This is a genomic window from Krasilnikovia sp. MM14-A1004 (assembly GCF_047159485.1).
In the GTDB taxonomy this organism is placed as follows: Bacteria; Actinomycetota; Actinomycetes; order Mycobacteriales; family Micromonosporaceae; genus Actinoplanes.
Map to the genome: position 1 here is coordinate 6,589,892 of NZ_AP038773.1, position 26,974 is coordinate 6,616,865.

Sequence of the window (26,974 nt, forward strand, 5' to 3'; positions counted from 1 at the left end):
TCTGCCCCATGGAGCGCATCGGTGTCCGGGATCTGAACCAGAACACGAGCCAGGTGCTGGCTCGTGTGAGCGGCGGCGAGAGCCTTGAAATCACCGATCGTGGGCGCCCGATCGCCCGGCTGGTTCCGGTGAGTGACGACAGGTCGACGCTGGCCCGGCTCGTCGCCGCGGGGCGGGCCACCCCTCCGACCGGCACTGGCCCTGTCGCGCTTCCTCCGAAGTTCGGTGACGATGATGTGGACGCGGCCTCGGCGCTCGCCGCGATGCGCGACGAGGAGCGCTGGTGATCTACCTGGATTCGGCTGCCGTCGTCAAGCTCGTACGGCAGGAGGCATGCAGTGCCGACTTGGTCTCCTGGCTCAACGCTCACCCCGATGCCCCGCTGGTCTCGTCCGCCCTCGTCGAGGTGGAGGTTCCCCGGGCGCTGCGCCGATCGGCTCCGCAAGCCTTGATCGGCGTTCCGGCGGCCGTTGGACGGCTCTTCCGGCTGGAGATCGACAGCACTGTCCGGGCGACCGCCGCCGCCTTTGCCGAGCCGACACTGCGCAGCCTGGACGCCATCCACCTCGCCACCGCCCAGGTTCTCGCGAACGAATCCGGAACGGTGCTCATCGCCTTCGTCACCTACGACCGACGGCTGCTCGAATGTGCCAAGGCCGCAGGGCTGCCGGTGGCAAGTCCCGGCCAGAACTGACCGGGTATCCGCCGTCACTGGCCCCAGCGGGCCTTCTCCAACAGATCAAGGGCGTCGGAGGCGGCGTCCGGGCCGCCCGAGCGCAGCACCCGAGCCGCCTCGTCGACCAGCTCGGTGAGCCGCGCCCACTGCGCGTCCCGTTCCCTGTTCGCCTCGGTCTGCGCCTTCAACAGCTGATTCTTGTTCCACAGCTCGACGAAGATCGAGACCTTGGCGCGCAGCACCCACGGATCGAAGGGCTTGGTCAGATAATCCACGGCGCCGACCGCATAACCGCGCAGGGCCAGCTGCGCATCCCGATCGGCCGCCGTCAGAAACAGGATCGGTACGTGCCGGGTCCGCTCCCGCCGCTTGATGTGGCTGGCCGTCTCGAAGCCGTCCATATTGGGCATCTGGGCGTCCAGCAGGATGACCGCGAAGTCGTCCACGAGCAGCTGCTTGAGGGCCGCCTCCCCGCTCTCCACCGCGACCGCCTGTACCGGGAGGCCCTGGAGTATGGCCTCCAGGGCCATCAGGTTGTCGCGACGGTCGTCGACCAGCAGTGCCTTGGCGCGCTCAGCCACGCTCACTCTCCGTCTCGGCGGCGGTCACCCACCGCGCCATCAGTTCGATGAGCTCGTCCAGGTCCACCGGCTTGGTGATGTAGTCGGTAGCGCCCGCGGCGAGGGCCGACTCCCGGTCGCCGGGCATCGCCTTCGCTGTCAGGAAGATTACCGGCAGGTCCGCGAAGCGCTGGTTGCGCCGGATGCCGCGGGTGGTCTCGTAGCCGTCCTGATCCGGCATCATCGCGTCCATCAGGACGATGTCGACCTCCGGGTGCTCGGCCAGCAGCCGTACGCCGTCCACGCCGTTGTCGGAGTACAGCACGTGCAGGCCGTGCAGCTCCAGCGCGCTGGTCAGGGCGAAGACGTTGCGTACGTCGTCGTCGACGATGAGCACGGTGGCGCCGTCCAGTTGGCGGCTGGCCGGTGACATCGGGTGCGGGTCCGTTTCCGGGGCCAGGACGGGCATCTCCAGCAACGGGATGTCCAGCGGCGGGGGCGCCGTCCGGGCGATCGCCGGCCCGGCGGTCAGGGCCGGCAGCGCCGCGGGTGCGGGGATGCTGGCCGAGACGATCGCGTCCGGGATGTACAGCGTGAACGTGGAACCCTCGCCGGGCATCGAGGAGACGACGATCGTGCCGCCGAGCAGGGCCGCGAACTCGCGGCTGATGGACAGGCCGAGGCCGGTGCCGCCGTACTTTCTGGTGGTGGTGCCGTCGGCCTGCTGGAAGGGTTCGAAGATCAGCGCCAGCTTCTCGTCGGAGATGCCGATGCCGGTGTCGGCGACAGAGAACGCCACCACCTGCCGGGCCGACAGCAGCGACGCCATGTCGAAGTGGGTGTCCTCCGGGGCGGGGGCGATGGTCAGCGTCACCGCACCGGAGTCGGTGAACTTCACCGCGTTGGACAGCAGGTTGCGCAGGATCTGCTGGAGCCGCTGCGGGTCGGTGATCAGCGACGGGGGCAGCTCCGGCGAGACGTCGACGAAGAAGTCCAGGCCCTTCTCGTCCGCCTGCGGGCGGAACGCCTGGTCCACGTAGCCGCTGATGTACTCGAAGTCGACGACGTCCGGCTCGACGTTCATCCGGCCCGCCTCGATCTTCGACAGGTCGAGGATGTCGTCGATCAGCGACAGCAGGTCCGAGCCCGCGCTGTAGATGGTCCGGGCGAATTCGATCTGCTTCTCGGACAGGTTCTGCTCCGGGTTGTCCGCCAGCAGCCGGGCCAGCAGCAGCAGGGAGTTCAGCGGGGTACGCAGCTCGTGGCTCATGTTCGCCAGGAACTCCGACTTGTACGCCGAGGCCCGCGACAACTGCTGCGCCTTCTCCTCCAGGCCCCGCCGGGCCAGTTCGATCTCCCGGTTCTTCGTCTCGATGTTGCCCTTCTGCTCGCTGAGCAGTTGCGCCTTGTCCTCCAGCTCCGCGTTCGTACGCTGCAACTCCGCGGACTGTTCCTGCAGCTCGCGGGCCAGCCGCTGGGACTGGGCCAGCAGTTCCTCTGTACGCCGGTTCGCCTGGATGGTGTTGAGCGCGATGCCGATCGTGGCGACCAGCCGTTCCAGGAACGTCAGGTGCAGCCCGGAGAACGCGGCCACCGAGGCGAACTCGATGACCCCGAGCATCTCCCCCTCGAACAGCACCGGCAGCACCACGAGGTCGTTGGGCGGCATGGCCAGCAGCCCGGTGCGCATGGTGAGGGCGCCGTCGAAGGTGGCCCGGACCCGGACCGCGCGGCGGGACACCGCGGCCTGACCGACCAGCCCCTCGCCGGGACCGAACGTCACCTCGTGATCGCGCGCCACATATCCGTACGCCGCGGCCAGGCGCAGCCGCATCACCGCCTCCTCCTCGTCGACGAGGAAGAACGCGCCGAGCTGCGCGTCGACGAGCGGGGTCACCTCGGTCATGATCATGCGGCAGACCTCGCCGGGGTCCCGCTGGCCCTGCAGCAGGCCGCCGATGCGGGCCAGGTTGGAGTCGAGCCAGCCCTGCTCCGCGTTCGCCTTGGTGGTCTCGCGGAGCGTGACGATCATCTGGTTGATGTTGTCCTTGAGCTCCGCGACCTCGCCCTGCGCCTCGACCGCGATGCTCTGGGTCAGGTCGCCGCGGGTCACGGACGTGGACACCTCGGCGATGGCGCGCAGCTGGGTGGTCAGCGTCGAGGCGAGCTGGTTGACGTTGTCGGTGAGGTCACGCCACGTACCCGAAACGCCCTTGACCTGGGCCTGACCGCCCAGCTTGCCCTCGATGCCGACCTCGCGGGCCACGCGGGTGACCTCACCGGCGAACGACGACAGCTGGTCGACCATCGTGTTGACAGTGGACTTGAGTTCGAGGATCTCGCCGCGGGCGTCGACCGTGATCTTCTGCGACAGGTCGCCCTTCGCCACCGCCGTGGTCACCGACGCGATGTTGCGGACCTGAGCCGTCAGGTTCGACGCCATGTAGTTGACGTTGTCGGTCAGGTCGCGCCACGTCCCGGCAACGCCGGAGACCTGGGCCTGTCCGCCCAGCTTGCCCTCCGAGCCCACCTCGCGGGCCACGCGGGTCACCTCGTCGGCGAACGACGAGAGCTGGTCGACCATCGTGTTCACTGTCGACTTCAGCTCCAGGATCTCGCCCTGCGCGTCGACCGTGATCTTCTGCGACAGGTCACCCTTCGCCACCGCCGTGGTCACCGACGCGATGTTGCGGACCTGAGCCGTCAGGTTCGACGCCATCGAGTTCACGTTGTCCGTGAGGTCGCGCCACGTACCCGCGACGCCCCGGACCTGGGCCTGGCCGCCCAGCTTGCCCTCCGTGCCCACCTCGCGGGCCACCCGCGTCACCTCGTCGGCGAAGGACGACAACTGGTCCACCATGGTGTTCACCGTCGACTTCAGGGCGAGGATCTCGCCGCGGGCATCGACCGTGATCTTCTGGGACAGGTCGCCCTTGGCCACGGCCGTGGAGACCTGGGCGATGTTGCGGACCTGGTCGGTGAGGTTCGACGCCATCGAGTTGACGTTGTCGGTCAGGTCGCGCCACGTACCCGCGACGCCCCGGACCTGGGCCTGGCCGCCCAGCTTGCCCTCCGTGCCCACCTCGCGGGCCACCCGCGTCACCTCGTCGGCGAACGACGACAGCTGGTCGACCATCGTGTTGACCGTGTTCTTCAGCTCCGCGATCTCGCCGCGGGCGTCGACCGTGATCTTCTGGGAGAGGTCGCCGCGGGCCACGGCGGTGGAGACCTGGGAGATGTTGCGGACCTGGTCGGTGAGGTTCGCGGCGAGCTGGTTGACGTTCTCGGTGAGGTCGCGCCACGTGCCGGAGACGCCGCGGACCTGGGCCTGGCCGCCGAGGCGGCCCTCGGTGCCCACCTCGCGGGCCACGCGGGTCACCTCGTCGGCGAACGACGAGAGCTGGTCGACCATCGTGTTCACGGTGTCCTTCAGCTCCAGGATCTCGCCCTGGGCCGCCACGGTGATCTTCTGCGACAGGTCGCCCTTGGCCACCGCCGTGGAGACCTGGGCGATGTTACGGACCTGAGCGGTCAGGTTCGAGGCCATCGAGTTCACCGAGTCGGTGAGGTCCTTCCAGGTGCCCGCCACGTTCGGCACCTCGGCCTGGCCGCCGAGCTTGCCCTCGGTGCCCACCTCGCGGGCCACCCTCGTGACCTGCTCGGCGAACAGCCGCAGGGTGTCGGTGAGGGCGTTCATCGTGTCGGACAGCTCGGCCACCTCGCCGCGCGCCGACACGGTGATCCGCTGCGACAGGTCACCGCGGGCCATCGCGGTCGCCACCTGCGAGATCGAACGCACCTGATGGGTCAGGTTCGACGCCATCGTGTTGACGGAGTCCGTCAGGTCCTTCCACGTGCCCGCGACACCGCGTACGTCGGCCTGGCCGCCCAGCTCTCCCTCGGTGCCCACCTCGCGGGCCACCCGGGTCACCTCGTCGGCGAACGAGGACAGCTGGTCGACCATCGTGTTCACGGTGCGGCCGATGCGCAGGAACTCACCCCGCAGGGGTCGGCCGTCCATCTCAAGTGCCATGTGCTGCGAGAGATCACCGTCGGCCACGGCGACGATGACGCGGGAGATCTCGGTGGTGGGGCGGGCCAGGTCGTCGATCAGCGAGTTCACCGAACGCACCGTGTCCGCCCACGCGCCGTCGAGCCCCTCCTCGTCGAGGCGTTCGGTCAGCCGGCCGTCGCGGCCGACGATCCGGCTGATCCGGCGCACGTCCATGTTCTGCCGCTCCTGCAGCGACACGACCTCGTTGAACGCGTCCGCGACCTCGCCCGCCGTCCCCGAGCGGCGGGGCAGGCGTACCTTGAGATCGCCGCGCCGAACCCGACGTAACGCCTCCGCCAACTCGCCGAGCAGGGCGGTCTCGTCGGGCGTGCCGGCACTGAGCTGCTTGGCCACTGTCATGCTGTCCTCACTGACGGTGTCCTCCGGGTGGGCTCCCTATCTTCCCTCGCGCGGCCCGGCCTATGCGAGGGACGCCTTTGTGCACACGCCGGTGCGCAAGAGAGGATGCATGCGTGTCAGTGGAGGCCGACCGCGTCGCGATCCCCGTAGAGGGTGCGATCACGCGCCGCGTCCGGCTCCCCAACGATCGGCGCACCCCCGCCGCGGCGCGCGCGCTGGTGCGTTCCGTGCTGGCCGACGCCGGGCTCGACGCGCTGCTCAACGAGGCGTTGCTGCTGACCACCGAGCTGTCCACCAACGCGGTGGTGCACGCCAACACCGACCTCGACATCGAGGTGACCGCCGATCCGGGCGGGCTCACCGTCACCGTCACGGACTTCGCGCCCGGACCGGTCGAACAACTGGCAGTCGGGCCGCGCAACGAGCGCACCGACATCGGCGAGGTCGCCGAACGCGGCCGGGGCCTGCTGCTGGTCGACCACTTCGCCAGCCGGTGGGGCACGGTGCACCAGCCCAGCGGTAAGGGAGTCTGGTTCCGGCTGGAGCGCCCCGGGGCCGCCGTACCGGCGGCGGCGCCGCTGCCCGAGGACGCGACGCCGGGGATCGGCGCGCTCACCGCCCTGCTGCAGACCGACCCCGAGCGGCACACCGACGAGGGGATCGCCGATTTCGGTACGGACCTGCTGGCCCGGCTGGCCCAGCTCACCGGCGCCTCCGGCGCAGTCCTGCGGCTCGACCGCGGCGACGGGCGCGGCCGCCACATCATCGCCCGGTACGGCCGGGCGCCCCGCGACGACGCGGCCACGATCCGGCTGCCGTTGACCGTGCCCCGCCCGTACGTGGGGGAGCTGGAGCTGGATGCCTCCCCGGTCGGGTACGCGCAGCCGCTGGCCCGCATCGTCGCGGAGCGCTTCTCGCTGCACCTGGAGAACGACCGGCTGCGCCGCGCCGACCTGCGCCGCCAGACCTGGCTGACATTCCTGGCCGAGGCCAGTGAGCTGCTGGCCCAGTCCCTCGACGTCAACCTCACGATGGCGCTGATCCCGCAGCTCGTGGTGCCCCGGCTCGGCATGTGGTGCGCGGTGCACACCACCGACGCGTGGGGGCGGTTGCAGCTCGCGGCGGCCACCCATGCCGACGAGGCGGCGTTGCCCGCGCTGCACACCACCCTCGCCGAGGAGGGGCCCGACGGGGTGCTGGCCCGGCTGGAGGAGGCTTCCAAGCTGGGCACCCAGGTCATGTTCGGCACGCCGACGGAAGGTTTCGTGGTGCCCCTGGTGGCGCGCGGGCAGCGGCTCGGCACCCTGGCGGTGGGGCGGCATCCCCGGCACCGGCACGACGCCGACGAGGTCGCCGTCCTGGAGGACGTGGCCCGCCGTGCGGCGCTGGCCATCGACAACGCGCGCATCCACGACGAGCGGCGTACCGTCGCGCGCACCCTGCAGGCCTCGCTGCTGCCGCCGGTGCTGCCGGAGGTGGCCGGGGTGGGCTTCGCCGCCGAGTACGTGCCCGCGGGCTCCGAGGTCGGCGGCGACTTCTACGACGTGGTGCCGACCGGGGCGAACAGCTGGGTGGTGGTGGTCGGCGACGTCTCCGGCAAGGGGGTGCAGGCCGCCACGGTCACCGGGCTGGTCCGCGACGTCATCCGGATCCTCGTCGACGACGGCAAACCCATGGCCGAGATCCTGGCCCGGGTCAACCGCACCCTCGTGCAGCGCGGCGGCGGCCGGTACTGCACCCTCGCGCTGGCCTCGGTCGACCGCGAGCACGACGGCACCCTGCGGGTGAGCCTGCACCTGGCCGGGCACGATCGCGCCGTGCTGGTCCGCGCGGACGGCCGGACCGCGTTCGTCGGGGCGGGCGGTACGGCGCTGGGGCTGCTGGAGACGATCGCCACCCCGTCCGCGGCGGTGCGCCTGCGGACCGGCGACTCGCTCATCTTCTACACAGACGGGGTCACCGAACGGCGCCGCGGCCGGGAGCTGTTCGGCACGGCGCGGCTGCGCGAGGCGGCGCGGCCGCTGGCCGGATATCCGGCGAAGGTCATGGCGGCGCGGCTGCGCTCCACCACCATCAACTTCTCGGTGGAGGAGCCGCGGGACGACATCGCCATCCTGGTGCTGCGCAACGACGCCTGAACGTCGTACCCGGGTGGCAGCATCGGCCCGTGGCCACAACGCAGTACTACACGGCGACCAGTATCGACGGCTTCATCGCGGACGCGGACAACTCGCTGGACTGGCTGTTCGAGGTGTCCGGCGGCGACGAGGCGGACAATCCGTTCGCGGGGTTCTTCGCCGGGGTGGGCGCGTTCGCGATGGGCGCCACGACCTACGAGTGGGTGCTGGCGCACGAGAAGCTGCTCGACGAGCCGCAGAAGTGGGCCGGGTACTACGGTGACGTGCCGTCGTGGGTGTTCACCCACCGCGACCTGCCGCCGATCCCGGGGGCGGACATCACGTTCGTCCGCGGCGACGTGCGCCCGGTGCACGCGGCGATGACCGCCGCGGCCGCGGGCCGCAACCTGTGGGTGGTGGGCGGCGGCGAGCTGGCCGGGGCGTTCGCGGACGCCGGGCTGCTCGACGAGATCATCCTCGGGGTGGCGCCGGTGACGCTGGGGGCGGGCGCGGCGCTGCTGCCCCGCCGCCTCTCGTCGCGCCGCCTGTCCCTCACGGAGGTGCAGCGCCGCGGCCAGTTCGCCTACCTGACGTACGCCGTGGGCGCCCCGGCCTGAGGCCTGCGTGCAGCCGCCCCGGGGTCAGCCCCCTGCGGTACTTCGCGGACCGCTGGTCAGGCGGCAGCCCAGGCGGCGGCCTGCGTGCGTTCGGCCAGGGGGAAGTGGCGCACGTCGCCGGGGGTCATCCAGCCGAACAGCGACACCAGGTGGATCATCCAGTCGATGTCGGTGACCAGAGCGATGCGCTTCCACCGGGTCAGGTGGTCGATGCCGAGCTTCAGGTCCTGCCAGGCCGCACCGCCCGACATGCCGTCGAACTTCTCGAAGACCAGCACGATCCGGACGTCCCGGCCCTCCGCCACGGCGTGTTCGATGGCGGGCGCCAGCACGTCGCGATAGTCCGTGGCGTGCAGCTCGCCGACGGCTCGGAAGCCGATCACACCGTCGGGCAGGTCGTCCAGCGTCTCCAGCATGTCGATCCCCCACTGTCCGGTCGCGTCCTGTCCACCCTGGCACGACCGGCGGCGCCGCGCAGGGTGCTGCCGCGCGACCGTTCAGAACAGGTCGTGGTGGTCGGCCACGTCGATCGCCCGGGCGGTGGACGGCGGCGCGGAGATCACGACCGCGCGGCCGCCGCGGGCCAGCAGGACCCCGCGGACCGCGTCGAGAATCTCCTCGACGCGCTCGGGCGGGGTGCTGCCGGGCAGCACGGCGTGGACCGTGCCGATGCCCGCGGAACCGCGGATCGGCACCACGGCTCCGGCCGCGTCCCGCAGGGCGTAGACAGCGGCGTGCAGGTCCGCGATCGGCACCGCGATGCGCAGCGCCACGTCGTCGTGGCCGAACGGGTACCGGCCCCACCACCGTGGCGCGGACTCCGAGACCGTGGCGCCGTCGCCGATCGCATCGGCGAGCCGGGCGGCGCGCCCCGCGACGTCGGCGGTTGCGCCCTCCAGCAGGACCGCGAGGGAGCCCGGTGGCTGCTCCGTGGTGCGGGGGACCGAGCGCGGCAGGTCGACCTCGATGGCGCTCGGGTCGACCCGCTGGGCGAGGGTCTCCTCCACGAGGTTGTGCACCTGCAGGGGCGTGGACACCGCGACCGCGACCCAGCGGCGGGCCGCGGGCAGCGGCTCCAGCCGCAGCGTGGCGGAGACGATCACCCCGTCGACGTGCAGACCGCGGGAGCGGGGCGCACGCAGGGCTGCCCCGCCGTCGGAGGTGCGCGGCGCCCCGGCACGGTCGACGTAGCTGATTTGGTGGACCTGGTCGGCCGCGGTGCCGTACCGGTGGCGCAGGGGGCCGGACTCGTTGACCGCGAGCATCCCGCCGACGGTCGCGCCCACCGAGGGCGGGTCGACCGCGAGGCGCTGGCCGCGCAGCGCGAGCGCGGCCTGCACGGCGTGCACCGGTGTGCCCGCGCCGACCTCCGCGGTGCCGGCGGCGGGGTTGTGGTGCCACACCCCGGCCAGGCGGCCGGTGTCGAGCAGCACGTCGACACCGGGTGGCGGCGTGCCCCAGTCGAGTTTCGTGCCGGCGCCGCGCGATTGCACGGCGAGGCCGCGGGTGGCGGCCAGGCGCAGGGTGTCGGCGACAGCGGTGGCGGTGGCGGGGCCCGCGACGAAGCTCGCGACGCGGCCCGCCACGGTGTCGGCCGGGCCGGCCAGGCGGGCAAAGGCCGGGCCACAGATGTCGATCAAGGCCCGCAGCACGGGCGGCAGGGCGGAGGTCATGCGCGGCCTGGCGGCGCGGCGGCGACGAACATCGGAACTCCCGGCGGGATTCGGAGACCGGATGCGGGACGGAACACGGAGACGGCAAGGGGCGTAGACGGAAATCAATGGCCGAAGATCGTCCACTCTGGCACATCGTACACATGTTCTAATCAGCGCGGGGGGAACGGGCGTCCGCAACACCCGTCACGGGGCACCACAACGGACAGCGACCGCGCCGCCACGACCGCCCGGTAGCCTGAGCCGGTGACCACCGAACTGCCCGACACCCCGCCCGCCGTACGCCGGACCCCCAGCGTGCGCACCCAGCACGGCGACACCGTCACGGACGAGTACGCCTGGCTGGCCGACCGGGACGACCCCGAGACGATCGCGCACCTGAAGGCGGAGAACGCGTGGACGGACCAGGCCACCGCGCACCTCGTCCCGCTGCAGAACACGATCTTCGAGGAGATCAAGCGGCGCACCCAGGAGACCGACCTGACGGTGCCGAGCCGCAAGGGCGGGTACTGGTACTACACGCGGACGGTCGAGGGCAGCCAGTACGCGATCCACTGCCGGGTGCCGGTCCGCGCGGGCGAGACCGATCCACCGGTCACCGACGACGGCGCGCCGCCCACCGGCGAGCAGGTGCTGCTGGACGGCAACGCGCTCGCCGAGGGCAAGGACTTCTTCGCGCTGGGCACGTTCGACGTCAGCCCGGACGGCCGGTTCCTGGCGTACTCGGTGGACTTCGCGGGTGACGAGCGGTTCACCCTCAAGATCAAGAACCTGGACACCGGCGAGGTGCTGCCGGACGAGGTCCCCGACACGTCCTACGGCACCGCGTGGTCGGCGGACGCCTCGACGCTGTTCTACCTGACCGTGGACGACGCGTGGCGCCCGCACCGGGTGTGGCGGCACAGCGTCGGCGAGCCCGCCGCCCGGGACGTCGTCGTGTACGAGGAGGCGGACGAGCGCTTCTGGGTCGGCGTGCACCTGAGCCGCAGCGAGAAGTTCATCGTCATCGACGTGCACAGCAAGATGACCAGCGAGGTACGGGTCGTCGACGCCGCCTACCCGACCGCCGAGCCCGCCGTGATCGCGGAGCGCCGCCACGGCGTGGAGTACTCCGTGGAGCACCACGGCCACCGCTTCCTGATCCTGCACAACGACGGCGCGGAGGACTTCGCGCTGGCGTACACGTCGGTGGACAACCCGGGCGACTGGGTGGAGCTGATCGGTCACGAGCCCGGCACCCGGCTGGAGGCGGTGGACGCGTTCAGCCGCCACATCGTGGTCTCGCTGCGCCGCGACGGGCTGACCGGCCTGCGCATCATCGCCGACGGCAGCACCGACAGTTACGACATGACGTTCCCGGAGCCGCTGTACAGCGTCGGCCTGGCGGGCAACCCGGAGTACGACGCGAAGACCGTGCGGATCTCGTACACCTCGATGGTCACCCCGGACTCGGTCTACGACGTGGACCTGGTGACGCAGGCGATGACGCTGCGCAAGCGCCGCCCGGTGCTGGGCGGCTACGACCCGCAGGAGTACGAGCAATTCCGCGAGTGGGCGGTGGCCGACGACGGCACCCGGGTGCCGATCTCGATCGTGGCCCGCAAGGGCACCCCGCGCAACGGCACCTCCCCGCTGCTGCTGTACGGCTACGGCTCGTACGAGACCAGCATCGACCCGTACTTCTCCCTCGCCCGCCTGTCGCTGCTGGACCGCGGCGTGGTGTTCGCGATCGCGCACATCCGCGGCGGCGGCGAGATGGGCCGCCGGTGGTACGAGGACGGTCGGCTGCTGGCCAAGAAGAACACGTTCACGGACTTCGTGGCGTGCGCGCGGGTGCTGGTGCGCAACTCGTGGACGGCGGTGGACCGGCTGGTGGCGCGCGGCGCCTCGGCGGGCGGTCTGCTGGTGGGCGCGGTGGCCAACCTGGCACCGGACGCGTTCGCGGGGATCGTGGCACAGGTGCCGTTCGTGGATCCGTTGAACACCATTCTGGATCCGTCGCTGCCGCTGACGGTCACGGAGTGGGAGGAGTGGGGCAACCCGCTGGAGTCCGCGGACGTGTACGCGTACATGAAGTCGTACAGCCCGTACGAGAACGTGGCGGCGCTGCGCTACCCGGCGATTCTCGCGGTGAGCAGCCTCAACGACACCCGGGTGCTCTACCACGAGCCGACGAAGTGGATCGCCCGGCTGCGGGAGGTCGCGCCGGAGGGGTCGTACCTGCTGAAGACGGAGATGGGCGCCGGGCACGGCGGCCCGAGCGGCCGGTACGACTCCTGGAAGGAGGAGGCCTTCGTGACGGCGTGGACCCTGGACGTCATGGGCCTTGCCTAGCGGCGCGCAGCAGCGTACGGGGCCGGGCGGCAACTCCGGCATTCTGTGACTATCTGGGTCATACGCCCATAGCGGCGGGGCGCCCGCTACCGTGAAGGCACGGGGCTGGCCCGCGACACGTCGCGGGCCCTGGCCGCGCGCCTGACACGTCCCGTGGGAAGACCGAGAATGCACACGTGGCGTCGGATCCGTGGCGGCGCGCGGCTCGGCAGCGCCTTCGGGATCGTGGCGCTGCTGTTGATCGTTCTGATCGGCGTCGCCGTCGACAACATCCTGATACAGCGCAGGGCGGACCGGCAGGTGGCCGAGTCCGCAGCGCTGCGACGCGCCGCGCTCACCGCCAAGTTCCGCACCGCCGACTTCAACGGCTGGCAGACCGGCTACGCCTTCGACACCATCCGCGGGGTGCCGGGCGCCGCCGCCGACGGCGCAGTGCAGCGCGGCCTGTTCCTGGCCTCCGCCGCAGCGTTCCGGCAGGACCTGGCCCGGATCGGGACCCACCCGCTCACCGCGGCCCAGCGACAGCAGCTGACGATCGCCGAGGACGCCTTCAACCACTTCATGGACCTCGACGCCCAGATCGTCGCCGGGTACCGCTCCGGCGATCCGAGCCGGATCGCGGCCGCCAACGACCTGGTCGCGGGTGCCGAGCTGCAATGGTTCGACCGGGCCACCGGCGCGGTGAATCAGCTTGCCGAGCAGGCGGATGCCCGTGCCGCGGCGGATGCCGCCGTGGCCCGGCGCACGAGTTCCCGCGCACTTATTGTCGTCGCGGTGGTCGGTGTCGCGTGCCTGCTGCTCGCCGCCGCGCTGGCCGTGCTGGCCACCCGTACGGTCACCAGCACGGCACGGCACAGGGCGACACTGGCCGCGCTCATCGAACAGGCCGCCGACGCGACGTTCGTGCTCACGCTCGAAGGCACCCTCACGGCCTGGAACACCGGCGCCGAACGCATCTACGGATACACCGCCGCCGAGGCCGTCGGCCGCTCCGCGACGATGCTCATGGTGCCGGGCCGGAGGGCGGGACTCCGCCCCGCACTCGGTGAACTGGCCGCGGGTCGCCAGGTCCACAACGAGGGAGCGCCCCGCCTGCGCAAGGACGGCACCCAGATCAAGGTGTCGAGCGTGACCGTGCCGATCCGCGACGAGAACGGAGCCGTCGTCGCCGCCGCGGCCACCGAACGCGATGTCACCGCCCGCATGCGGCGGGCGGCCACGGAGCAGCTCGCCCACGACCGCGAGGCGCGGACCGCCCGGCTGGAGATTCTCGGCCAGCTCGCCGGAGGCGTCGCACACGACTTCAACAACCTGCTGGCCATCATCCTCAACTGCACAGAGTTCCTCGCCGACGAATCCGGCGACCAGAAGGATGCGGACCTGGCCCGGATCCGCGACGCCGCCCACCGGGGTCAGGCCCTGATCAGCCAGCTGCTGCTACTCGCGAGACGCGCACCCGCCCAGACCGACAGCGTCGACCTCAACGCGGCGGTCACCGGCGCCGACGACCTGCTCGGCCGCACCCTCGGCGCCACCATCACCCTGCGATGCACGACCCACGACGCCGCCCTGCCGGTCCGCACCGACCGCGGCCGGCTCGACCAGATCCTGCTCAACCTCGTGATCAACGCCCGCGACGCGATGCCCGACGGCGGCGTCATCGAGGTCGCCACCGACCTGGTGGACCTGCCCGAAGGCTCGACCCTGCCGCTGCCCGCGGGGCGCTACGCCCAGCTGACCGTCAGCGACAACGGCACCGGCATGAGCGCCGAGGTGCGGGAGCGGCTCTTCGAGCCGTACTTCACCGGCAAGGCGTCCCAGCGGGTCACGGGCCTGGGCCTTGTCACTGTCTACGGCATCGTCCTGGACGCCGACGGCACCATCACCGTCAACTCCACACCCGGCGTCGGCACCACCTTCCGGATCCTGCTGCCCCTGGTCACCCCACCGGCCGAGGCCAACGGGCACCTGACCCCGGCAACCGGGCAGCGGCGCGGGAACGGCGAACGGGTCCTGATCGTCGAGGACGACGACGCCGTCCGTGACGTCGTGGTCCGCATCCTGAATCGCCACGGCTACCGGACCACCGCGGTCCGCGACGCCGACGCCGCGCTCCGCATGAACATCGACCGGGTGGACCTGCTGATCACCGACATGATCCTGCCCGACCGGACCGGCGCGGCGGTCGCCGATCAGATGCGTGCCCAGAACCCGCACCTGCCGGTGGCGTTCATGACCGGTCAGGGCGACCCCGTGGTGGTGTCCGGGAGCGGCCCGACCGAGGGGACCCGGATCGTTTTCAAGCCCTTCACCGCCGACGAGCTGCTCAGCAACGTCGGCAAGGCACTCGAAGCCGCAGCCCCGCCTCCGGCGTAGGCGGCCCCGAGCACGTGGGCCAGGCGTGTTTGCATCTCCTGCGTTCCGTGACGGCTTGTGATATATGCCGGATTAGCGGTGAGGCGCCCGCTACGGTGAAGGCACGGAGACTGGCCCGCGACGCATCGCGTGACCCTGGCGGTATGCCTGACACGTCCCGTGGGAAGACCGAGACATGCACACGTGGCGTCGGATCCATGGCGGCGCGCGGCTCGGCAGCGCCTTCGGGTTCGTGGCACTGCTGTTGATCATCATGATCGGCGTCGCCGTAGAGAACATTCTCGTACAGCGCAGGGCAGATCGGCAGGTGGCCGAGTCCGCCGCGCTGCAACGTGACGCGCTCACCGCCAAGTACCGCACCGCCGACTTCAACGGCTGGCAGACCGGGTACGCGTTCGACGCGATCCGGGGCGTGCCCGGCGCCACCGAGGACGGGGTCCAGCGCCGCAGGTTCCTGGCCTCGGCGGCGGAGTTCCGACAGGACCTGGCCCGGATCGGCGCGCATCCGCTGACCGCCGCGCAACGCCACCAGCTGGACGTCGCCGAGGACGCCTTCAACCACTTCATGGACCTCGACGCGCAGATCGTGGCCGGATACCGGTCCGGCGACCCCGCCCGGATCGCGGCCGCCAACGGCCTGGTCGCCGGCGAGGAACTGCAGTGGTTCGACCGGGCCGCCGACGCGGTGAACGACCTCGCCGATCTGGCCCGGGTCAGCGCCGACACGGACGCCGCCGTCGCCCGGCGCACGAGTTCCCGGGCGCTGACCATCATGATCGTGGTCGGCGTCGGGTGCGTCCTGCTCGCCGTCGTGCTGGCCCTGTACGCGGCCCGTACCGCCGCCAACACGGCGCGGAACAAGGCGATGCTGGCCGCGATCGTCGAACAGTCCGCCGACGCGACGGTCGCCCTCACTCTCGACGGGACCATCACGGCCTGGAACAGCGGCGCCGAGCGTATCTACGGCTACACCGCCACCGAAGCCATCGGCCGTTCCGCGGCGATGGTCCTGATACCGACCCGGAGGGATACGCTGCCCATCGCGCTCACCGAGCTGGCCGCGGGCCGCCAGTTCCGGGTCGAGGCAGCGCCTCGCCTCCGCAAGGACGGCAGCCCCGTCAAGGTGTCCACCGTTCTCTGGCCGATCCGGGACGACAGCGGTGTGGTCGTCGCGGCCGCGGCCACGGAGCGCGACGTCACCGCGCGCATGCAGCGCGAGGCCGAGGAGAAGATCGCCAGCGAGCAGGCGGCGCGCGCCGTCCGGCTGGAGAGCCTCGGCCAGCTCGCCGGCGGCGTCGCGCACGACTTCAACAACCTGCTGGCCATCATCCTCAACTGCGCCGAGTTCGTCGCCGACGAATCCGGCGACGAGCTGGCGGAGGATCTGGCCCGGATCCGCGATGCAGCACACCGGGGACAGGCGCTGACCAGTCAGTTGCTGCTTTTCGCCAAGCGCGAACCGGCGCAGGCCGAGAATGTCGATCTCAACTCGGCCGTCACGGGCGCCAAGGACCTGCTCGGCCGGACGATCGGCGCCAACATCACCCTGCGCTGCACGACGTACGGCGATGCCCTGCCCGTGCACAGCGACCGGGGGCGGCTCGATCAGGTCCTGCTCAATCTCGTGATCAACGCCCGCGACGCGATGCCCGACGGCGGCCTCATCGACGTCGAAACGGACCTTGTCGAACTACCGGAAGGCACGTACCTGCCGCTGACCGCCGGGCGCTACGCGCAGCTGACCGTCAGCGACAACGGCGTCGGCATGAGCGCCGAGGTCAGAGACCGGCTCTTCGAACCGTTCTTCACCACCAAGCCGTCGCAGAAGGGCACCGGCCTGGGGCTCGCCACCGTCTACGGCATCGTCGTCGACGCCGACGGCACCATCACCGTGGACTCCACCCCCGGCGTGGGCACCACCTTCAAGATCCTGTTACCCCTCTGCAGCCCGGCGGCACAGACCGCCACCGACCGTCAGCTCACCCCTGCCTCCGGCGATGGGCACGGAAACGGCGAACGGGTCCTGGTCGTCGAGGACGAAGACACGCTCCGCGACATCGTGGTCCGCATCCTGACCCAGAACGGTTACCGCACCACCGCGGTCCGCGACGCGGACGCCGCGCTGCACATGGATCTCGACGGCGTGGACGTGCTGATCACCGACATGATGCTGCCCGACCGTTCCGGCGCGGCCGTCGCCGAACAGATGCGCTCCCAGCACCCCGGCCTGCCGGTGCTGTTCATGACCGGGCAGGGCGACCCACTGGTGCTGTCCGACAGCGGCCCGGCCGATTCGACCCGGATCGTGTACAAGCCCTTCACCGCCGCCGAGCTGCTCAGCAACGTCGGCAGGGCACTCGGCGCGATCGGGTCGCGCCCGAGCTAGGCGCGTCGGCCGCCGTCGATCGCGTTTTGCCTGGATTTATGCTGTATACCGATTTGTTGGCAAGATGCCCACTACGGTAAACAGGGCGCGGACCGGTCCGTGACGTCGTGCGTGAGCCGTCGGAACGCGCTGGCTGTACGCCCGACTCGTCCCGTGGGAAGACCGAGAATGCACACGTGGCGTCGGATCCATGGCGGCGCGCGACTCGGCGGCGTCTTCGGGCTCGTGGCACTGCTGCTGATCACCCTGATCGGCGTGGCCGTGGCCAACGTCCTCGCGCAGCGCACGGCGGAGCAGCAGGTGGCCGCGTCCGCCGCGCTCCAACGCGACGCGCTCACCGCCAAGTACCGCACCGCCGACTTCAACGGCTGGCAGACCGGGTACGCGTTCGACGCCGTCCGCGGGGTGCCGGGCGCTGCCGCCGACGACGGGGTCCAGCGCCGCAGGTTCCTGGCCTCGGCGGCGGAGTTCCGACAGGACCTGGCCCGGATCGGCGCGCATCCGCTGACCGCCGCGCAACGCCACCAGCTGGACGTCGCCGAGGACGCCTTCAACCACTTCATGGACCTCGACGCACAGATCGTGGCCGGATACCGGTCCGGCGGCCCCGCCCGGATCACGGCCGCCAACGACCTGGTCGCGGGTGAAGAGCTGCGATGGTTCGACCGCGCTGCCGACGCGGTGCATCAGCTGGCCGGGCTGGCCGGGGTCAGCGCCGACACGGACGCCGCCGTCGCCCGGCGCACCAGCTCCCGGGCGCTGACCATCATGGTGGTCGTCGGGGTGGCGTGCCTCCTGCTGGCGGTCGTGCTGGCCCTGCTGGCCACGCGTACCGTCGCCGCCACGGCGCGGAACAAGGCGATGCTGGCCGCCATCGTCGAACAGTCCGCCGACGCGACGGTCACCCTCAACCTCGACGGGACCATCACGACCTGGAACAGCGGCGCCGAACGCATCTACGGCTACACCGCCACCGAAGCCATCGGCCGCTCCGTGGCGATTGTCGTGCTACCGCACCGGAGGGACTCCGTCCGCCTGGCGCTCGCTGACCTGGCCGCTGGCCGCCAGTTACATATCGAGGGAGCGATCCGCGTCCGCAAGGACGGCAGCCACGTCAAGATGTCGACGGTCCTCTGGCCGATCCGGGACGACAACGGTGTGGTCGTCGCGGCCGCGGCCACCGACCGCGACGTCACCTCGCGCATGCAACGCGAAGCCGAGGAACAGCTCAACCAGGAACACGCGGCGCGGACCGCCCGGCTGGAGAGCCTCGGCCAGCTCGCCGGCGGCGTCGCGCACGACTTCAACAACCTGCTGGCCATCATCCTCAACTGCGCCGAGTTCATCGCCGACGAGCCCGCCGACCAACGGGCCGAGGACCTCGCCAGAATCCGCGACGCCGCCGAACGGGGCCGGACCCTCACCAGCCAACTGCTGCTGTTCGCCAAACGCGAACCAGCCCACGACGAAAGCGTCGACCTGAACTCGGCCGTCACGGGCGCCCACGACCTGCTCGGCCGCACGCTCGGCGCCCACATCACCCTGCGCAGCAAGACGTACGACGGCGTTCTGCCGGTCCGCACCGACCGGGGCCGGCTCGACCAGATCCTGCTCAACCTCGTGATCAACGCCCGCGACGCGATGCCCGACGGCGGCGGCGTCATCGACATCGAGACCGACCTTGTCGAACTCATCGAATTCGCGATCCCCCCGCTCCCCGCGGGGCGCTACGCGCAGCTGACCGTCAGCGACAACGGCGTCGGCATGAGCGCCGAGGTCAGAGACCGGCTCTTCGAACCGTTCTTCACCACCAAGCCGTCCCAGAAGGGCACCGGCCTGGGCCTCGCCACCGTCTACGGCATCGTCATCGACGCCGACGGCACCATCACCGTGGACTCCACCCCCGGCGTGGGCACCACCTTCCGGATCGTGCTTCCCCTGGCCACCGATCCGGCCGAGACCGACGGGCAGCCCGCGCCGGCGCAGGGACACGGCGAACGGGTGCTGGTCGTCGAGGACGACGACACCGTACGCGACGACGTGGCCCGCATCCTGAACGGAAACGGCTACCGCACCACCGCGGTGCCCGACGCGGACGCCGCGCTGCGCATGGATCTTGACGAGGTGGACCTGCTGGTCACCGACATGATCCTGCCCGACCGGTCCGGCCCGGCCGTCGCCGACCAGATGCACGCCCGGCACCCCGGCCTACCGGTGCTGTTCATGGCCGGGCAGACGGACCCTCTCGTGGTGCCGGAGGGCGGCTCTTTCGCGGCGGCCCGCACGGTGTTCAAGCCCTTCACCGCCGCCGAACTGCTCAGCAACGTCGGCAGGGCGCTCGAAACGACAGCGCCGCGTCCGGACTAGGCGGCGCGCAACTCCGACGGGTCGGTGCTCATCCGCAGCAGCACGAAGCCGACCGCGACCACCAGTGCCATGATCGCCAGGGTGCCCACGCCGAGGACGGTCAGGTCCGCGAGCGGCAGCGGCACGTGCCGGGTCACCGCGACGACCGTTGCCGCACACGGGGGCCCGTCGCAGTTCGACGAGGTGATGCTGCTGCTCACGGTCGCGCCGGGCGCGCGGACCAGGGACACCCCGACGGTCAGCGCGACGAGGGTCGCCGGGAGCAGCGGGGCGAGGGTCTGCCAGGCGATCGCGGCGCCGAGCGTACGGCGCGGCACACCGGTGGCCACCAGGATCGCGTACGCGCGGCGGCGCGAGACGACGCCCTCGGCGAGCGCGATCAGGATGCCCGCGGCGGCGATGACGACCGCGATGGCCACGGTGAGATCGATGAGGTCGATCGCGCCGAAGTAGAAGGCGGTGTCGTAGCCGGATTCGTCACCCGTACGCCGGGCCATCTCGGCCTCGACGGCGAACTGGGTGGCCAGGTAGGCGCGGTAGCCGGACACCCCGGCGCCGACGATGACGGCGGCCAGCAGCGCGGCGAACATCCGGCTGCCGCTCCACGGGTCGGCCATCAGCTGCCGCCCGGCCAGCAGCGCGGCGGGCCGGCGCGCGAAGCGCCGCAACAGCCGCCCGGTGGTGTACGCGATCCAGCCCGTGCCCAGCACCACCCCCAGTACCGCCGCGACGACCAGCAGCATCATCGTCAGCAGCACGACCGTCGCGCTCACCCCGGACGTGACCCTGATCAGCCACCGGCCCAGCGGGCTCAGCACGAACGGGGCGAACACCCCGGCGATGATCAGCGCCCCCGGCAGCACCGACGGCCGGCGCTCCCGGGTACGCCGGACCACGCCGAGCGGGGTGACGATGACCTTGCGCAGCAGGAACGCCCCCGCCAGCCCACCGACCACGGGCACCAGCAGCACGATCCCGGCCAGCACCGGCGCACTCGGCAGCACGTCGGTGGGCAGGGAACGCTGCCCCGCGACCGGCCGGTCGAGCGCCCACCGCCCCACCAGGTAGATCAGGAGCCCGCTGAGCGAGCCGAGCAGCGCCGCGCCCGCGGTCTCCCCGGCCGCGACCAGCACGGCCTGCCCCGGCGTGGCCCCGGCCAGGCGCAGGGCGGCCAGCCGCCGGTCACGGGCGGGCGAGCCGAACCGGATGCACTGCCCGGCCAGCGCCAGCACGGGCACGGCCAGCAGCAGCAGGGTCGCCACGACGCCCGGGCGCAGCCCGTCCTCGGCCAGCAGGGTGGGCCGGTACCGGCTCACCACCCCACCCTCCCCGGCCCCGGCCGCCTCCGGCACGGCGGCCACGGTCGCGGCGGCCAGCAGGATCAGCGCGGCCAGTGCGCCGCTGGCGGAGGTGAAGACGATGCGCAGGGTGTCCGTACGGCTGCCGGTCAGGGCCAGGCGGGCCAGGGTCGCGGGCCTCACGAGCCGATCCCGAGGCCGAGGCCGGTCGGGTCCACAGCGCCGTCGCGCAGCGCGACCTCGCGATCCGCGTACGCGGCGATCCGCGCGTCGTGGGTGACCAGCACGATGGCCGTGCCCTGCAGCCGCGCGACCTGCATCAGCTCGGTCAGCACCTGCTCGCCGGTGAGCACGTCCAGCGCACCGGTGGGCTCGTCGGCGAACAGCACCCGCGGCTCGCTGACCAGCGACCGGGCCACCGCGCAGCGCTGCTGCTGGCCGCCGGACATCGCGCCCGGCCGGACGTCGGCCAGCTCCTCGACGCCGAAGCGGCCGAGCCACAGCGACGCCACCCGGCGCGCCTCGCGCCGGGTCCAGCCCGCCAGCAGCAGCGGCAGGGCCACGTTCTCCGCCGCGGTCAGCTCGGGCACGAGCTGACCGAACTGGAACAGCACCCCGAATTCCGTACGCCGCAGCTTGGCGCGGGCGGCCTCGGACTCGGCACCGATCTCCCGGTCGCGGTAGCGCACCGTGCCGGCGTCGGCCCGCAGGATCCCGGCGAGGCAGTGCAGCAGCGTGGACTTGCCGCAGCCGCTCGGTCCGGTGACGGCGACGAGTTCGCCCTCGCCGATCTCGATGTCGACGCCGCGCAGCGCCGGGGTGGGTCCGTAGCTCTTGACGAGCCCGTGTGCCTGCAGCAGGGGGGTCACTGGAGCACCTCCAGGTCGGCGACGCGCAGCAGCGTGGTCTGCAGCCAGCGCAGGTCCGCGTCGAGGTGGGCGATGGCGAAGTCGGCGGCCAGGACCTCGCCGACGGGGGTGTCGGGCCGGGTCTTGAGCGCGGTGAGTTCGCGCAGCCGGGCGGTGTGCGCGGCGCGCTGGGCGATCAGGTAGTCGCGGGCCACGTCGGCTCCGGCGGCCAGCAGGCCGACCACGACCTTGCTGAACAGCGCCGCGCTCACGTACGGTGCCGGCGGCTCGACCGCGGAGAGCCACTCGGTGAGGCTCGCCCGACCGGCGTCGGTCAGGGTGTAGGACGTCCGCTCCGGGCCGCCGTCCCGCTCGGAGCCGGACGGTACGACGAGCCCGTCGCGCTCCAGCCGGCCGAGGGTCGCGTAGACCTGCCCGTACGCGAGGGGCTTGCTGCTGGGCATCCGCTCGTCGTGCGCGCGCTTGAGGTCGTAGCCGTGCCGCGGTCCGGCGGCCAGCAGACCGAGAAGCACGTGCGGGGTCGACATGGCGGTCACTATTCACTGAGTGAATAGCTGCCGTCAAGCGCTCGACACGGGTCGTTTACCGCGTTGACCACTCCACTCGCACCCTGGACCGACCGCGTGGAGTAGCGTCTCCACAAAATGTGGAGGTTGCGATGTCCCTGACAGTACGAACGGAAGAGCGGGGCGACATTGTCGTCCTGTCGGTCGGCGGTGAGCTGGACATGGCCACCGCGCCGCAGCTGCAGGACCAGATCACCGACCTCCTGGAGCGGGGCCACGCCCGCCTGGTCTTCGATCTCGCCGAGGTGTCGTTCTGCGACTCCACCGGCCTGTCCGTCTTCGTCCGCGCCAAGAACAGCACCGACGACGCCGGCGGCACCGTACGGCTGGCCGCGCCGCAGCGCGGCGTGCTGCGCATCCTCGAGGTCAGCGGGCTGGTCGAGGTGCTGGGCACCTACCCGAGCATCGACGAGGCCATCGCCGCCGAGGAACACGCGCTGGACTGATCCCGCCGCACCCTTCGCATCGCGACCCGATCGGCGTAGTTTGTCGCGGACCGGTCGCGGGCATCTGCTGGCATCGGTCGATCCCCCCGTCTCGATGCAGGAGTGCTCGTGAACAAGATGCTCCAGGGCTTCAAGGACTTCATCATGCGCGGCAACGTGGTCGACCTCGCGGTCGGCATCGTGATCGGCGCCGCCTTCACCGCGGTCGTGACCTCGTTCACGAAGGGCTTCCTCGAACCGCTCATCCGGCTCGCCAGCGGGGGCCGCGGCGTCCACGCCGGGGCAGTCGTGATCCGAGGGGTGGCGTTCGACTACGCCGCCTTCCTGAACGCGGTCCTCACCTTTCTGCTCACCGCCGCCACGGTGTACTTCCTCGTCGTCTACCCGCTGAACCGGCTGGCCGAGCGGCGCAAGCGCGGCGAGGAGCCGCCCCCGGCCGCGCCCAGCGAGGAGATCCGGCTGCTCACCGAGATCCGCGACGCGCTGGTGCAGGGCGCGGCGGCCCGGGACGCAGCGGCCCGCGACGCGGCGGCGCAGGACACGGCGCGCTGGAACCAGCCCCCGATGCGCTGACCGACGGGCCCACCGACAAGAAGATCACCCCAACCGCATCCCATTCGAACGCATGTTCGATAGGGTGTGCCCTCATGGAACAGCGGAAGCACTGGTGGAACGGCAAGTGGGGGCGCATCGCGCGCAAGGACGTCTACCTGCGCACGAGCGGCGACCAGTGGTATGTCGAGCAGCGCGCGGGCGGGGCCGACGGGGTGTCGCATTTCTTCGAGTACGACAGTGAGGACGCCGCGCTGAACACGGTCCGCGCCCTGCTGGTCGGCCCGGACGAGTGGCGCGAGCTGTCCGTCCGCCCGTGACGTCAGGCCGCCGGGCGCTTCGCCGTGGCGGTGAGCGGGCCGGGCGGGCGGGGCACCAGCCGCAGCCCCGGCCGGGCGGGCGCCGTCGCGGCGTCGTCGTCGGGCTCGAAGCGGGCCCGCCAGCCCGAGACGCCGCCAGCCCGCGTGCCGGACGGCCCCACCGGCGTGGGGATCCGCGAGACCCCCACGACCAGCAGATAGCCGAGGATGACGAAGCCGTGGCTGACCAGCCGCGTGCTGTCGACCCGGCCGCCGCTCAGGTCGTTGACCGACAACAGCACCAGCATCCCGACGAACGCGGTGAGCATCGGCACCAGCCCGGTCGGGCGCGACCGGCGCAGCGCGATGAACAGATATCCGGCGCCCACGGCGGCGTTCCAGGCGGCCGACTCGTGCCACAGGTGCCCCGGCGTCGCGTCGACCCCGGAGTGGACGTGGCCCGCACTGATGCCGCCACCGATCTGGGCGAGGCCGAGGATGAGCTGCACCGCCCCGACGGCCGCGAGCGCGACGTACAGGAGGGTGGCCCGGTTGAGCCGGGGGGCGCGCGCGGGCGGGGGCGCGGCCGCCAGGATCGCCGCGCTCAGGTCGGGCACATCGACCGCCGCGCCCGTACGGGTCAGCCGGTTGACAGCGGCCGCGCCATCCAGCCATGCCCGGCAGCCGGCACAGCCGGTCAAGTGTTCGTCGACCCGCGCGCGGTCGGCCGGATCGTCCTCGCCGTCCAGCTGCGCGGAGAGCATCTCGCGCCACCGTTCACACGCCATGCCCTGATAGTCGCTGCCTGCGGTCTGATGGTTCCCGGCGAGTGGGCGGCGTTACTGATTGGGGCGCAGCTGGCTGCCGCTCTCGCCGAGCAGCCGCTTGCGTTCCCGGAAGGCGCGCAGGTTGGCGGTGTTTCCGCAGGTGCTGACGTCGTGCCAGACGCCGCTGTTGTTGCGGGACGTGTCGAAGAAGGCGACCCGGCAGTCGACGTTGTGACACAGCTTGAGCCGGGGCCACAGCCCGGCCTGCTGAGCCAGCAGCGCCTCTGCCCACAGCGCGGAGGCCAGCCACCGGGTGCCCCGGCCGGTCGGCACCATGCGCACCCAGCCGTCCGCGTCCGGCACCAGACTGACCGGCACGTCGGCCGGGGGCAGCGCCCCGTCGGGCTCGACCGTACGGCGCACCGCCAGCACGACTCCCTCGAACGTGCTGCGCAGGCGGCGCAGCGAGCGCAGATCCGTCGACGAGAGCAGCAGCACCGGAGCGGGCAGGCTGGCGACCCGGGACCAGGTGGCGACGGCCTCGGTGAGCCAGCGCTGGGCGTCGTCCGCCGAGGCCAGCAGGTCCGGGCCGCAGGACATGGTGGCCCGGGTGTTCAGCAGGTCCTGCAGCAGGGCGAGACCGGCGGGCGCCTCACGCACGCCGTGCCGGGCGCTGGCCTTCCATGACATAACCGAAGCCTACTTGATTCTTTTGCCCACCTTCGAAGCGCGGGATCCATGACGGCCTAAATGTCGAGTACGACGGAATTCGAGCCGGGTGCGCGTTCGGCGCAGATGTCAGACCGTTCCGCCTCGATCAACTCCGCGCGTGGCGTGGGCCAGGTAGCCTCGGATCATGGTGTGGAGGATTCTCACGTCCGCGGCGGCGGCCGCCGTGACGCTCACGATGGCGACCGCCTGCGACAACGGCGGTGGCACCACGGCGGCTCCGGCCCCCGTACCGTCGGCGTCGGTGGCAGCGCCCACCACGACCGCGCCCTCCACGCCCAGCCCGGCCGCATCCGTGTCGGAGTCGACGCCGCCCAAGCCGGTCGGCAAGCTGCGCCGCGGCGACAAGGGCCCCGAGGTGGTGGCGTTGCAGCAGCGCCTCACCGAGCTCGGCTACTGGAACGGCAAGAAGGCCGACGGCACGTTCGGCGCCACCACCCAGCAGGCGGTGTTCGCCCTGCAGAAGACCGCGGGCCTGGGCCGCGACGGGGTCGTCGGCCCGAAGACCGCCAAGGCCCTGGAGCGCGGTGTACGGCCGACCGCCCGCAGCAAGACCGGCCACGTCATCGAGATCGACAAGAAGAAGCAGCTCCTGCTGGTCGTCCAGGACGGCGCGGTCACCGGGATCCTCAACACCTCGACCGGCTCGAACCAGACCTACGAGTACAAGGACCACACCTACCTGGCGCACACCCCGAGCGGGAAGTTCCAGGTGTCCCGGCAGATCGACGGCTGGCGGCACGGACCGCTCGGCCCGCTGTACCGGCCGAAGTACTTCAACGGCGGCATCGCTGTGCACGGGGCGTACAGCATTCCGCCGTACCCGGCGTCGCACGGGTGTGCCCGGCTCAGCATCCCGGCGATGGACTGGCTCTGGTCGAGCAACCAGCTGCCGCTGAAGACCAAGGTCTGGGTGTACTAGATGTTCTGACCCAAGAGGTTGGGAACGCGGCTGGCGGGTGGTCGGCCGTTGAGTGCGGTGTGTCCGCGGTGGTGATTGTAGGAGTGGAGCCAGGCGGGCAGGGCCTCGCGGCGTTCGGCTTCGGTGTGGTAGGCGCGGGCGTAGGCCCATTCGTCGAGCATGGTGCGGTTGTAGCGCTCGACTTTTCCGTTCGTCTGGGGCCGGTATGGGCGGGTGCGTTTGTGGGCGATTCCGGCGTCGGTGAGCGTGTCGCGCCATACGTGTGAGCGGTAGCAGGAGCCGTTGTCGGTCAAGACCCGTCTGACGGTGATGCCGTGGCTGGTGAACCAGGCGTGGGCTCGTTGCCAGAAGGCTGTCGCGGTTTCTCGGGTTTCGTCGGGCAGGATCTCTGTGTAGGCCAGGCGGGAGTGGTCGTCGACGGCGTTGTGCAGGTAGTGGTAGCCGAGCTGGGGTTCTCCGCGTCGGACACGTTTGACTCCGGGCATGGCCGAGCGGTTGCGGGTGCCGGCATGACGGCCGACGACGCGGTGGCCGCCGCCGTCGGGGATGTTGCCCAGTTTCTTGATGTCGACGTGGATCAGGTCACCGGGCGCTTCGTGTTCGTAGCGGCGGATCACCCGGCCGGTGGCCCGGTCGAGGTGAGTCAGCCGGGCCAGGCGGTAGCGGGCCAGGACGCGGTGCACGGTGGCCGGGTTCAGGCCGAGCAGGTAGGCGATGCGGGTGGGTCCCCATCGGCGCAGGACCCGAACTTTGATGATGCGTCGTTCGGTACGGGTGTTGGTTCGGGTCGGGCTGTGGTGTGGGCGTGAGGATCGGTCGCGCATACCGGCGGGTCCGTCGGTGCGGTAGCGGTCGGCCCAGCGTTTCGCGGTCGTCGGGCTGACTTGAAAGCGTTCCGCAGCCCGCCGCAGCGGCCACCGGTCGTCGACCACGCAGCGGGCCAGACGCAGCCGGCCGGTCTCGGACAAGGGTGCATTACGGTGGGGCATGAGGGCCTCCGCAGGTT

22 protein-coding genes are annotated in these 26,974 nt (G+C 71.4%); 12 read left to right on the forward strand and 10 right to left on the reverse strand.

The genetic code is table 11. The features are described from left to right. Positions 1–8 precede the first annotated feature (8 nt). Together ACMCNN_RS28640 and ACMCNN_RS28645 are read left to right on the forward strand one after the other, a co-directional pair. The gene (locus ACMCNN_RS28640) at positions 9–287 is read left to right on the forward strand and encodes a type II toxin-antitoxin system Phd/YefM family antitoxin (protein ID WP_412743587.1); all 279 of its coding nucleotides are present in this window, start codon (positions 9–11) and stop codon (positions 285–287) included. Beyond that, positions 284–694: a type II toxin-antitoxin system VapC family toxin gene (locus ACMCNN_RS28645; RefSeq protein WP_412743588.1), complete on the forward strand. Its 411-nt coding sequence runs from the start codon at positions 284–286 to the stop codon at positions 692–694. The genes ACMCNN_RS28640 and ACMCNN_RS28645 overlap by 4 nt, the downstream gene beginning before the upstream one ends. 14 nt (positions 695–708) lie before the next feature. On the opposite strand, the gene ACMCNN_RS28650 is transcribed toward ACMCNN_RS28645, so the two are convergent. Then, on the reverse strand, positions 709–1,257 hold the full coding sequence (locus ACMCNN_RS28650; protein WP_412743589.1) for a two-component system response regulator: 549 nt from the start codon (positions 1,255–1,257) through the stop codon (positions 709–711). Continuing rightward, the gene (locus ACMCNN_RS28655; protein ID WP_412743590.1) at positions 1,250–5,650 is read right to left on the reverse strand and encodes a HAMP domain-containing protein; all 4,401 of its coding nucleotides are present in this window, start codon (positions 5,648–5,650) and stop codon (positions 1,250–1,252) included. Before ACMCNN_RS28655 ends, ACMCNN_RS28650 begins: the two co-directional genes overlap by 8 nt. 113 nt (positions 5,651–5,763) lie before the next feature. Between ACMCNN_RS28655 and ACMCNN_RS28660 the strand changes: the two genes are divergently transcribed. Continuing rightward, complete coding sequence (locus ACMCNN_RS28660) at positions 5,764–7,788, forward strand: SpoIIE family protein phosphatase (RefSeq protein WP_412743591.1); 2,025 nt, start codon at positions 5,764–5,766, stop codon at positions 7,786–7,788. 29 nt (positions 7,789–7,817) lie between these two features. Next, positions 7,818–8,384 carry a dihydrofolate reductase family protein gene (locus tag ACMCNN_RS28665; RefSeq protein WP_412743592.1) on the forward strand — a complete coding sequence of 189 codons (567 nt, stop codon included), beginning with the start codon at positions 7,818–7,820 and terminating at the stop codon, positions 8,382–8,384. 56 nt (positions 8,385–8,440) lie between these two features. On the opposite strand, the gene ACMCNN_RS28670 is transcribed toward ACMCNN_RS28665, so the two are convergent. Further along, positions 8,441–8,800, reverse strand: coding sequence for an STAS/SEC14 domain-containing protein (locus ACMCNN_RS28670; protein ID WP_412743593.1), 360 nt, complete (start codon positions 8,798–8,800; stop codon positions 8,441–8,443). Positions 8,801–8,881: 81 nt separating this feature from the next. Then, the gene (locus ACMCNN_RS28675; protein WP_412743594.1) at positions 8,882–10,057 is read right to left on the reverse strand and encodes an FAD-binding oxidoreductase; all 1,176 of its coding nucleotides are present in this window, start codon (positions 10,055–10,057) and stop codon (positions 8,882–8,884) included. A gap of 246 nt (positions 10,058–10,303) precedes the next feature. Here ACMCNN_RS28675 and ACMCNN_RS28680 point away from each other — a divergent pair, with 246 nt between their 5' ends. From ACMCNN_RS28680 to ACMCNN_RS28695, 4 genes are all read left to right on the forward strand, one after another. Further along, on the forward strand, positions 10,304–12,391 hold the full coding sequence (locus ACMCNN_RS28680) for a S9 family peptidase (protein WP_412743595.1): 2,088 nt from the start codon (positions 10,304–10,306) through the stop codon (positions 12,389–12,391). 168 nt (positions 12,392–12,559) lie between these two features. Next, positions 12,560–14,767: an ATP-binding protein gene (locus ACMCNN_RS28685; protein WP_412743596.1), complete on the forward strand. Its 2,208-nt coding sequence runs from the start codon at positions 12,560–12,562 to the stop codon at positions 14,765–14,767. Between the two features lie 175 nt (positions 14,768–14,942). After that, positions 14,943–17,153, forward strand: a complete 2,211-nt coding sequence (locus ACMCNN_RS28690; RefSeq protein ID WP_412743597.1) for an ATP-binding protein — start codon at positions 14,943–14,945, stop codon at positions 17,151–17,153. A gap of 168 nt (positions 17,154–17,321) precedes the next feature. After that, positions 17,322–19,520 (forward strand): PAS domain S-box protein, encoded by a 2,199-nt coding sequence (locus ACMCNN_RS28695; RefSeq protein WP_412743598.1) that lies wholly within the window; start codon positions 17,322–17,324, stop codon positions 19,518–19,520. On the opposite strand, the gene ACMCNN_RS28700 is transcribed toward ACMCNN_RS28695, so the two are convergent. From ACMCNN_RS28700 to ACMCNN_RS28710, 3 genes are read right to left on the reverse strand one after another with little or no spacing between them, the layout of a single operon-like run. Further along, on the reverse strand, positions 19,517–21,001 hold the full coding sequence (locus ACMCNN_RS28700) for an FtsX-like permease family protein (RefSeq protein ID WP_412743599.1): 1,485 nt from the start codon (positions 20,999–21,001) through the stop codon (positions 19,517–19,519). The genes ACMCNN_RS28695 and ACMCNN_RS28700 overlap by 4 nt on opposite strands. After that, positions 20,998–21,687, reverse strand: coding sequence for an ABC transporter ATP-binding protein (locus ACMCNN_RS28705; RefSeq protein WP_412743600.1), 690 nt, complete (start codon positions 21,685–21,687; stop codon positions 20,998–21,000). Before ACMCNN_RS28705 ends, ACMCNN_RS28700 begins: the two co-directional genes overlap by 4 nt. Then, positions 21,684–22,214 carry a helix-turn-helix transcriptional regulator gene (locus ACMCNN_RS28710; RefSeq protein ID WP_412743601.1) on the reverse strand — a complete coding sequence of 177 codons (531 nt, stop codon included), beginning with the start codon at positions 22,212–22,214 and terminating at the stop codon, positions 21,684–21,686. Before ACMCNN_RS28710 ends, ACMCNN_RS28705 begins: the two co-directional genes overlap by 4 nt. A 131-nt stretch (positions 22,215–22,345) precedes the next feature. On the opposite strand from ACMCNN_RS28710, the gene ACMCNN_RS28715 reads away from it, so the two are divergent. From ACMCNN_RS28715 to ACMCNN_RS28725, 3 genes are all read left to right on the forward strand, one after another. Beyond that, entirely contained in the window at positions 22,346–22,699 is a 354-nt protein-coding gene (locus ACMCNN_RS28715; protein ID WP_412743602.1) for an STAS domain-containing protein, read from the forward strand. Between the two features lie 117 nt (positions 22,700–22,816). After that, entirely contained in the window at positions 22,817–23,272 is a 456-nt protein-coding gene (mscL, locus tag ACMCNN_RS28720; RefSeq protein ID WP_412747310.1) for a large conductance mechanosensitive channel protein MscL, read from the forward strand. A 74-nt stretch (positions 23,273–23,346) separates the two neighbouring features. After that, on the forward strand, positions 23,347–23,571 hold the full coding sequence (locus tag ACMCNN_RS28725) for a hypothetical protein (RefSeq protein WP_412743603.1): 225 nt from the start codon (positions 23,347–23,349) through the stop codon (positions 23,569–23,571). Between the two features lie 2 nt (positions 23,572–23,573). On the opposite strand, the gene ACMCNN_RS28730 is transcribed toward ACMCNN_RS28725, so the two are convergent. Continuing rightward, complete coding sequence (locus ACMCNN_RS28730; RefSeq protein WP_412743604.1) at positions 23,574–24,338, reverse strand: zf-HC2 domain-containing protein; 765 nt, start codon at positions 24,336–24,338, stop codon at positions 23,574–23,576. A gap of 51 nt (positions 24,339–24,389) precedes the next feature. Continuing rightward, positions 24,390–25,007 carry a CGNR zinc finger domain-containing protein gene (locus tag ACMCNN_RS28735; protein WP_412743605.1) on the reverse strand — a complete coding sequence of 206 codons (618 nt, stop codon included), beginning with the start codon at positions 25,005–25,007 and terminating at the stop codon, positions 24,390–24,392. 166 nt (positions 25,008–25,173) lie between these two features. Here ACMCNN_RS28735 and ACMCNN_RS28740 point away from each other — a divergent pair, with 166 nt between their 5' ends. Beyond that, on the forward strand, positions 25,174–25,968 hold the full coding sequence (locus ACMCNN_RS28740) for a L,D-transpeptidase family protein (RefSeq protein WP_412743606.1): 795 nt from the start codon (positions 25,174–25,176) through the stop codon (positions 25,966–25,968). On the opposite strand, the gene ACMCNN_RS28745 is transcribed toward ACMCNN_RS28740, so the two are convergent. Then, positions 25,965–26,957: an IS481 family transposase gene (locus ACMCNN_RS28745; protein ID WP_412743607.1), complete on the reverse strand. Its 993-nt coding sequence runs from the start codon at positions 26,955–26,957 to the stop codon at positions 25,965–25,967. The genes ACMCNN_RS28740 and ACMCNN_RS28745 overlap by 4 nt on opposite strands. Positions 26,958–26,974 lie beyond the last annotated feature (17 nt).

Bases quoted from the DNA above. Each gene is read 5' to 3' on its own strand.
- ACMCNN_RS28740 (WP_412743606.1), top strand. From the start codon at position 25,174: ATGGTGTGGAGGATTCTCACGTCCGCGGCGGCGGCCGCCGTGACGCTC.
- ACMCNN_RS28730 (WP_412743604.1), bottom strand. From the start codon at position 24,338: ATGGCGTGTGAACGGTGGCGCGAGATGCTCTCCGCGCAGCTGGACGGC.
- ACMCNN_RS28715 (WP_412743602.1), top strand. From the start codon at position 22,346: ATGTCCCTGACAGTACGAACGGAAGAGCGGGGCGACATTGTCGTCCTG.
- mscL (WP_412747310.1), top strand. From the start codon at position 22,817: ATGCTCCAGGGCTTCAAGGACTTCATCATGCGCGGCAACGTGGTCGAC.
- ACMCNN_RS28675 (WP_412743594.1), bottom strand. From the start codon at position 10,057: ATGACCTCCGCCCTGCCGCCCGTGCTGCGGGCCTTGATCGACATCTGT.
- ACMCNN_RS28695 (WP_412743598.1), top strand. From the start codon at position 17,322: ATGCACACGTGGCGTCGGATCCATGGCGGCGCGCGACTCGGCGGCGTC.
- ACMCNN_RS28685 (WP_412743596.1), top strand. From the start codon at position 12,560: ATGCACACGTGGCGTCGGATCCGTGGCGGCGCGCGGCTCGGCAGCGCC.
- ACMCNN_RS28710 (WP_412743601.1), bottom strand. From the start codon at position 22,214: ATGTCGACCCCGCACGTGCTTCTCGGTCTGCTGGCCGCCGGACCGCGG.
- ACMCNN_RS28735 (WP_412743605.1), bottom strand. From the start codon at position 25,007: ATGTCATGGAAGGCCAGCGCCCGGCACGGCGTGCGTGAGGCGCCCGCC.
- ACMCNN_RS28670 (WP_412743593.1), bottom strand. From the start codon at position 8,800: ATGCTGGAGACGCTGGACGACCTGCCCGACGGTGTGATCGGCTTCCGA.
- ACMCNN_RS28725 (WP_412743603.1), top strand. From the start codon at position 23,347: ATGGAACAGCGGAAGCACTGGTGGAACGGCAAGTGGGGGCGCATCGCG.
- ACMCNN_RS28640 (WP_412743587.1), top strand. From the start codon at position 9: ATGGAGCGCATCGGTGTCCGGGATCTGAACCAGAACACGAGCCAGGTG.
- ACMCNN_RS28655 (WP_412743590.1), bottom strand. From the start codon at position 5,650: ATGACAGTGGCCAAGCAGCTCAGTGCCGGCACGCCCGACGAGACCGCC.
- ACMCNN_RS28745 (WP_412743607.1), bottom strand. From the start codon at position 26,957: ATGCCCCACCGTAATGCACCCTTGTCCGAGACCGGCCGGCTGCGTCTG.
- ACMCNN_RS28690 (WP_412743597.1), top strand. From the start codon at position 14,943: ATGCACACGTGGCGTCGGATCCATGGCGGCGCGCGGCTCGGCAGCGCC.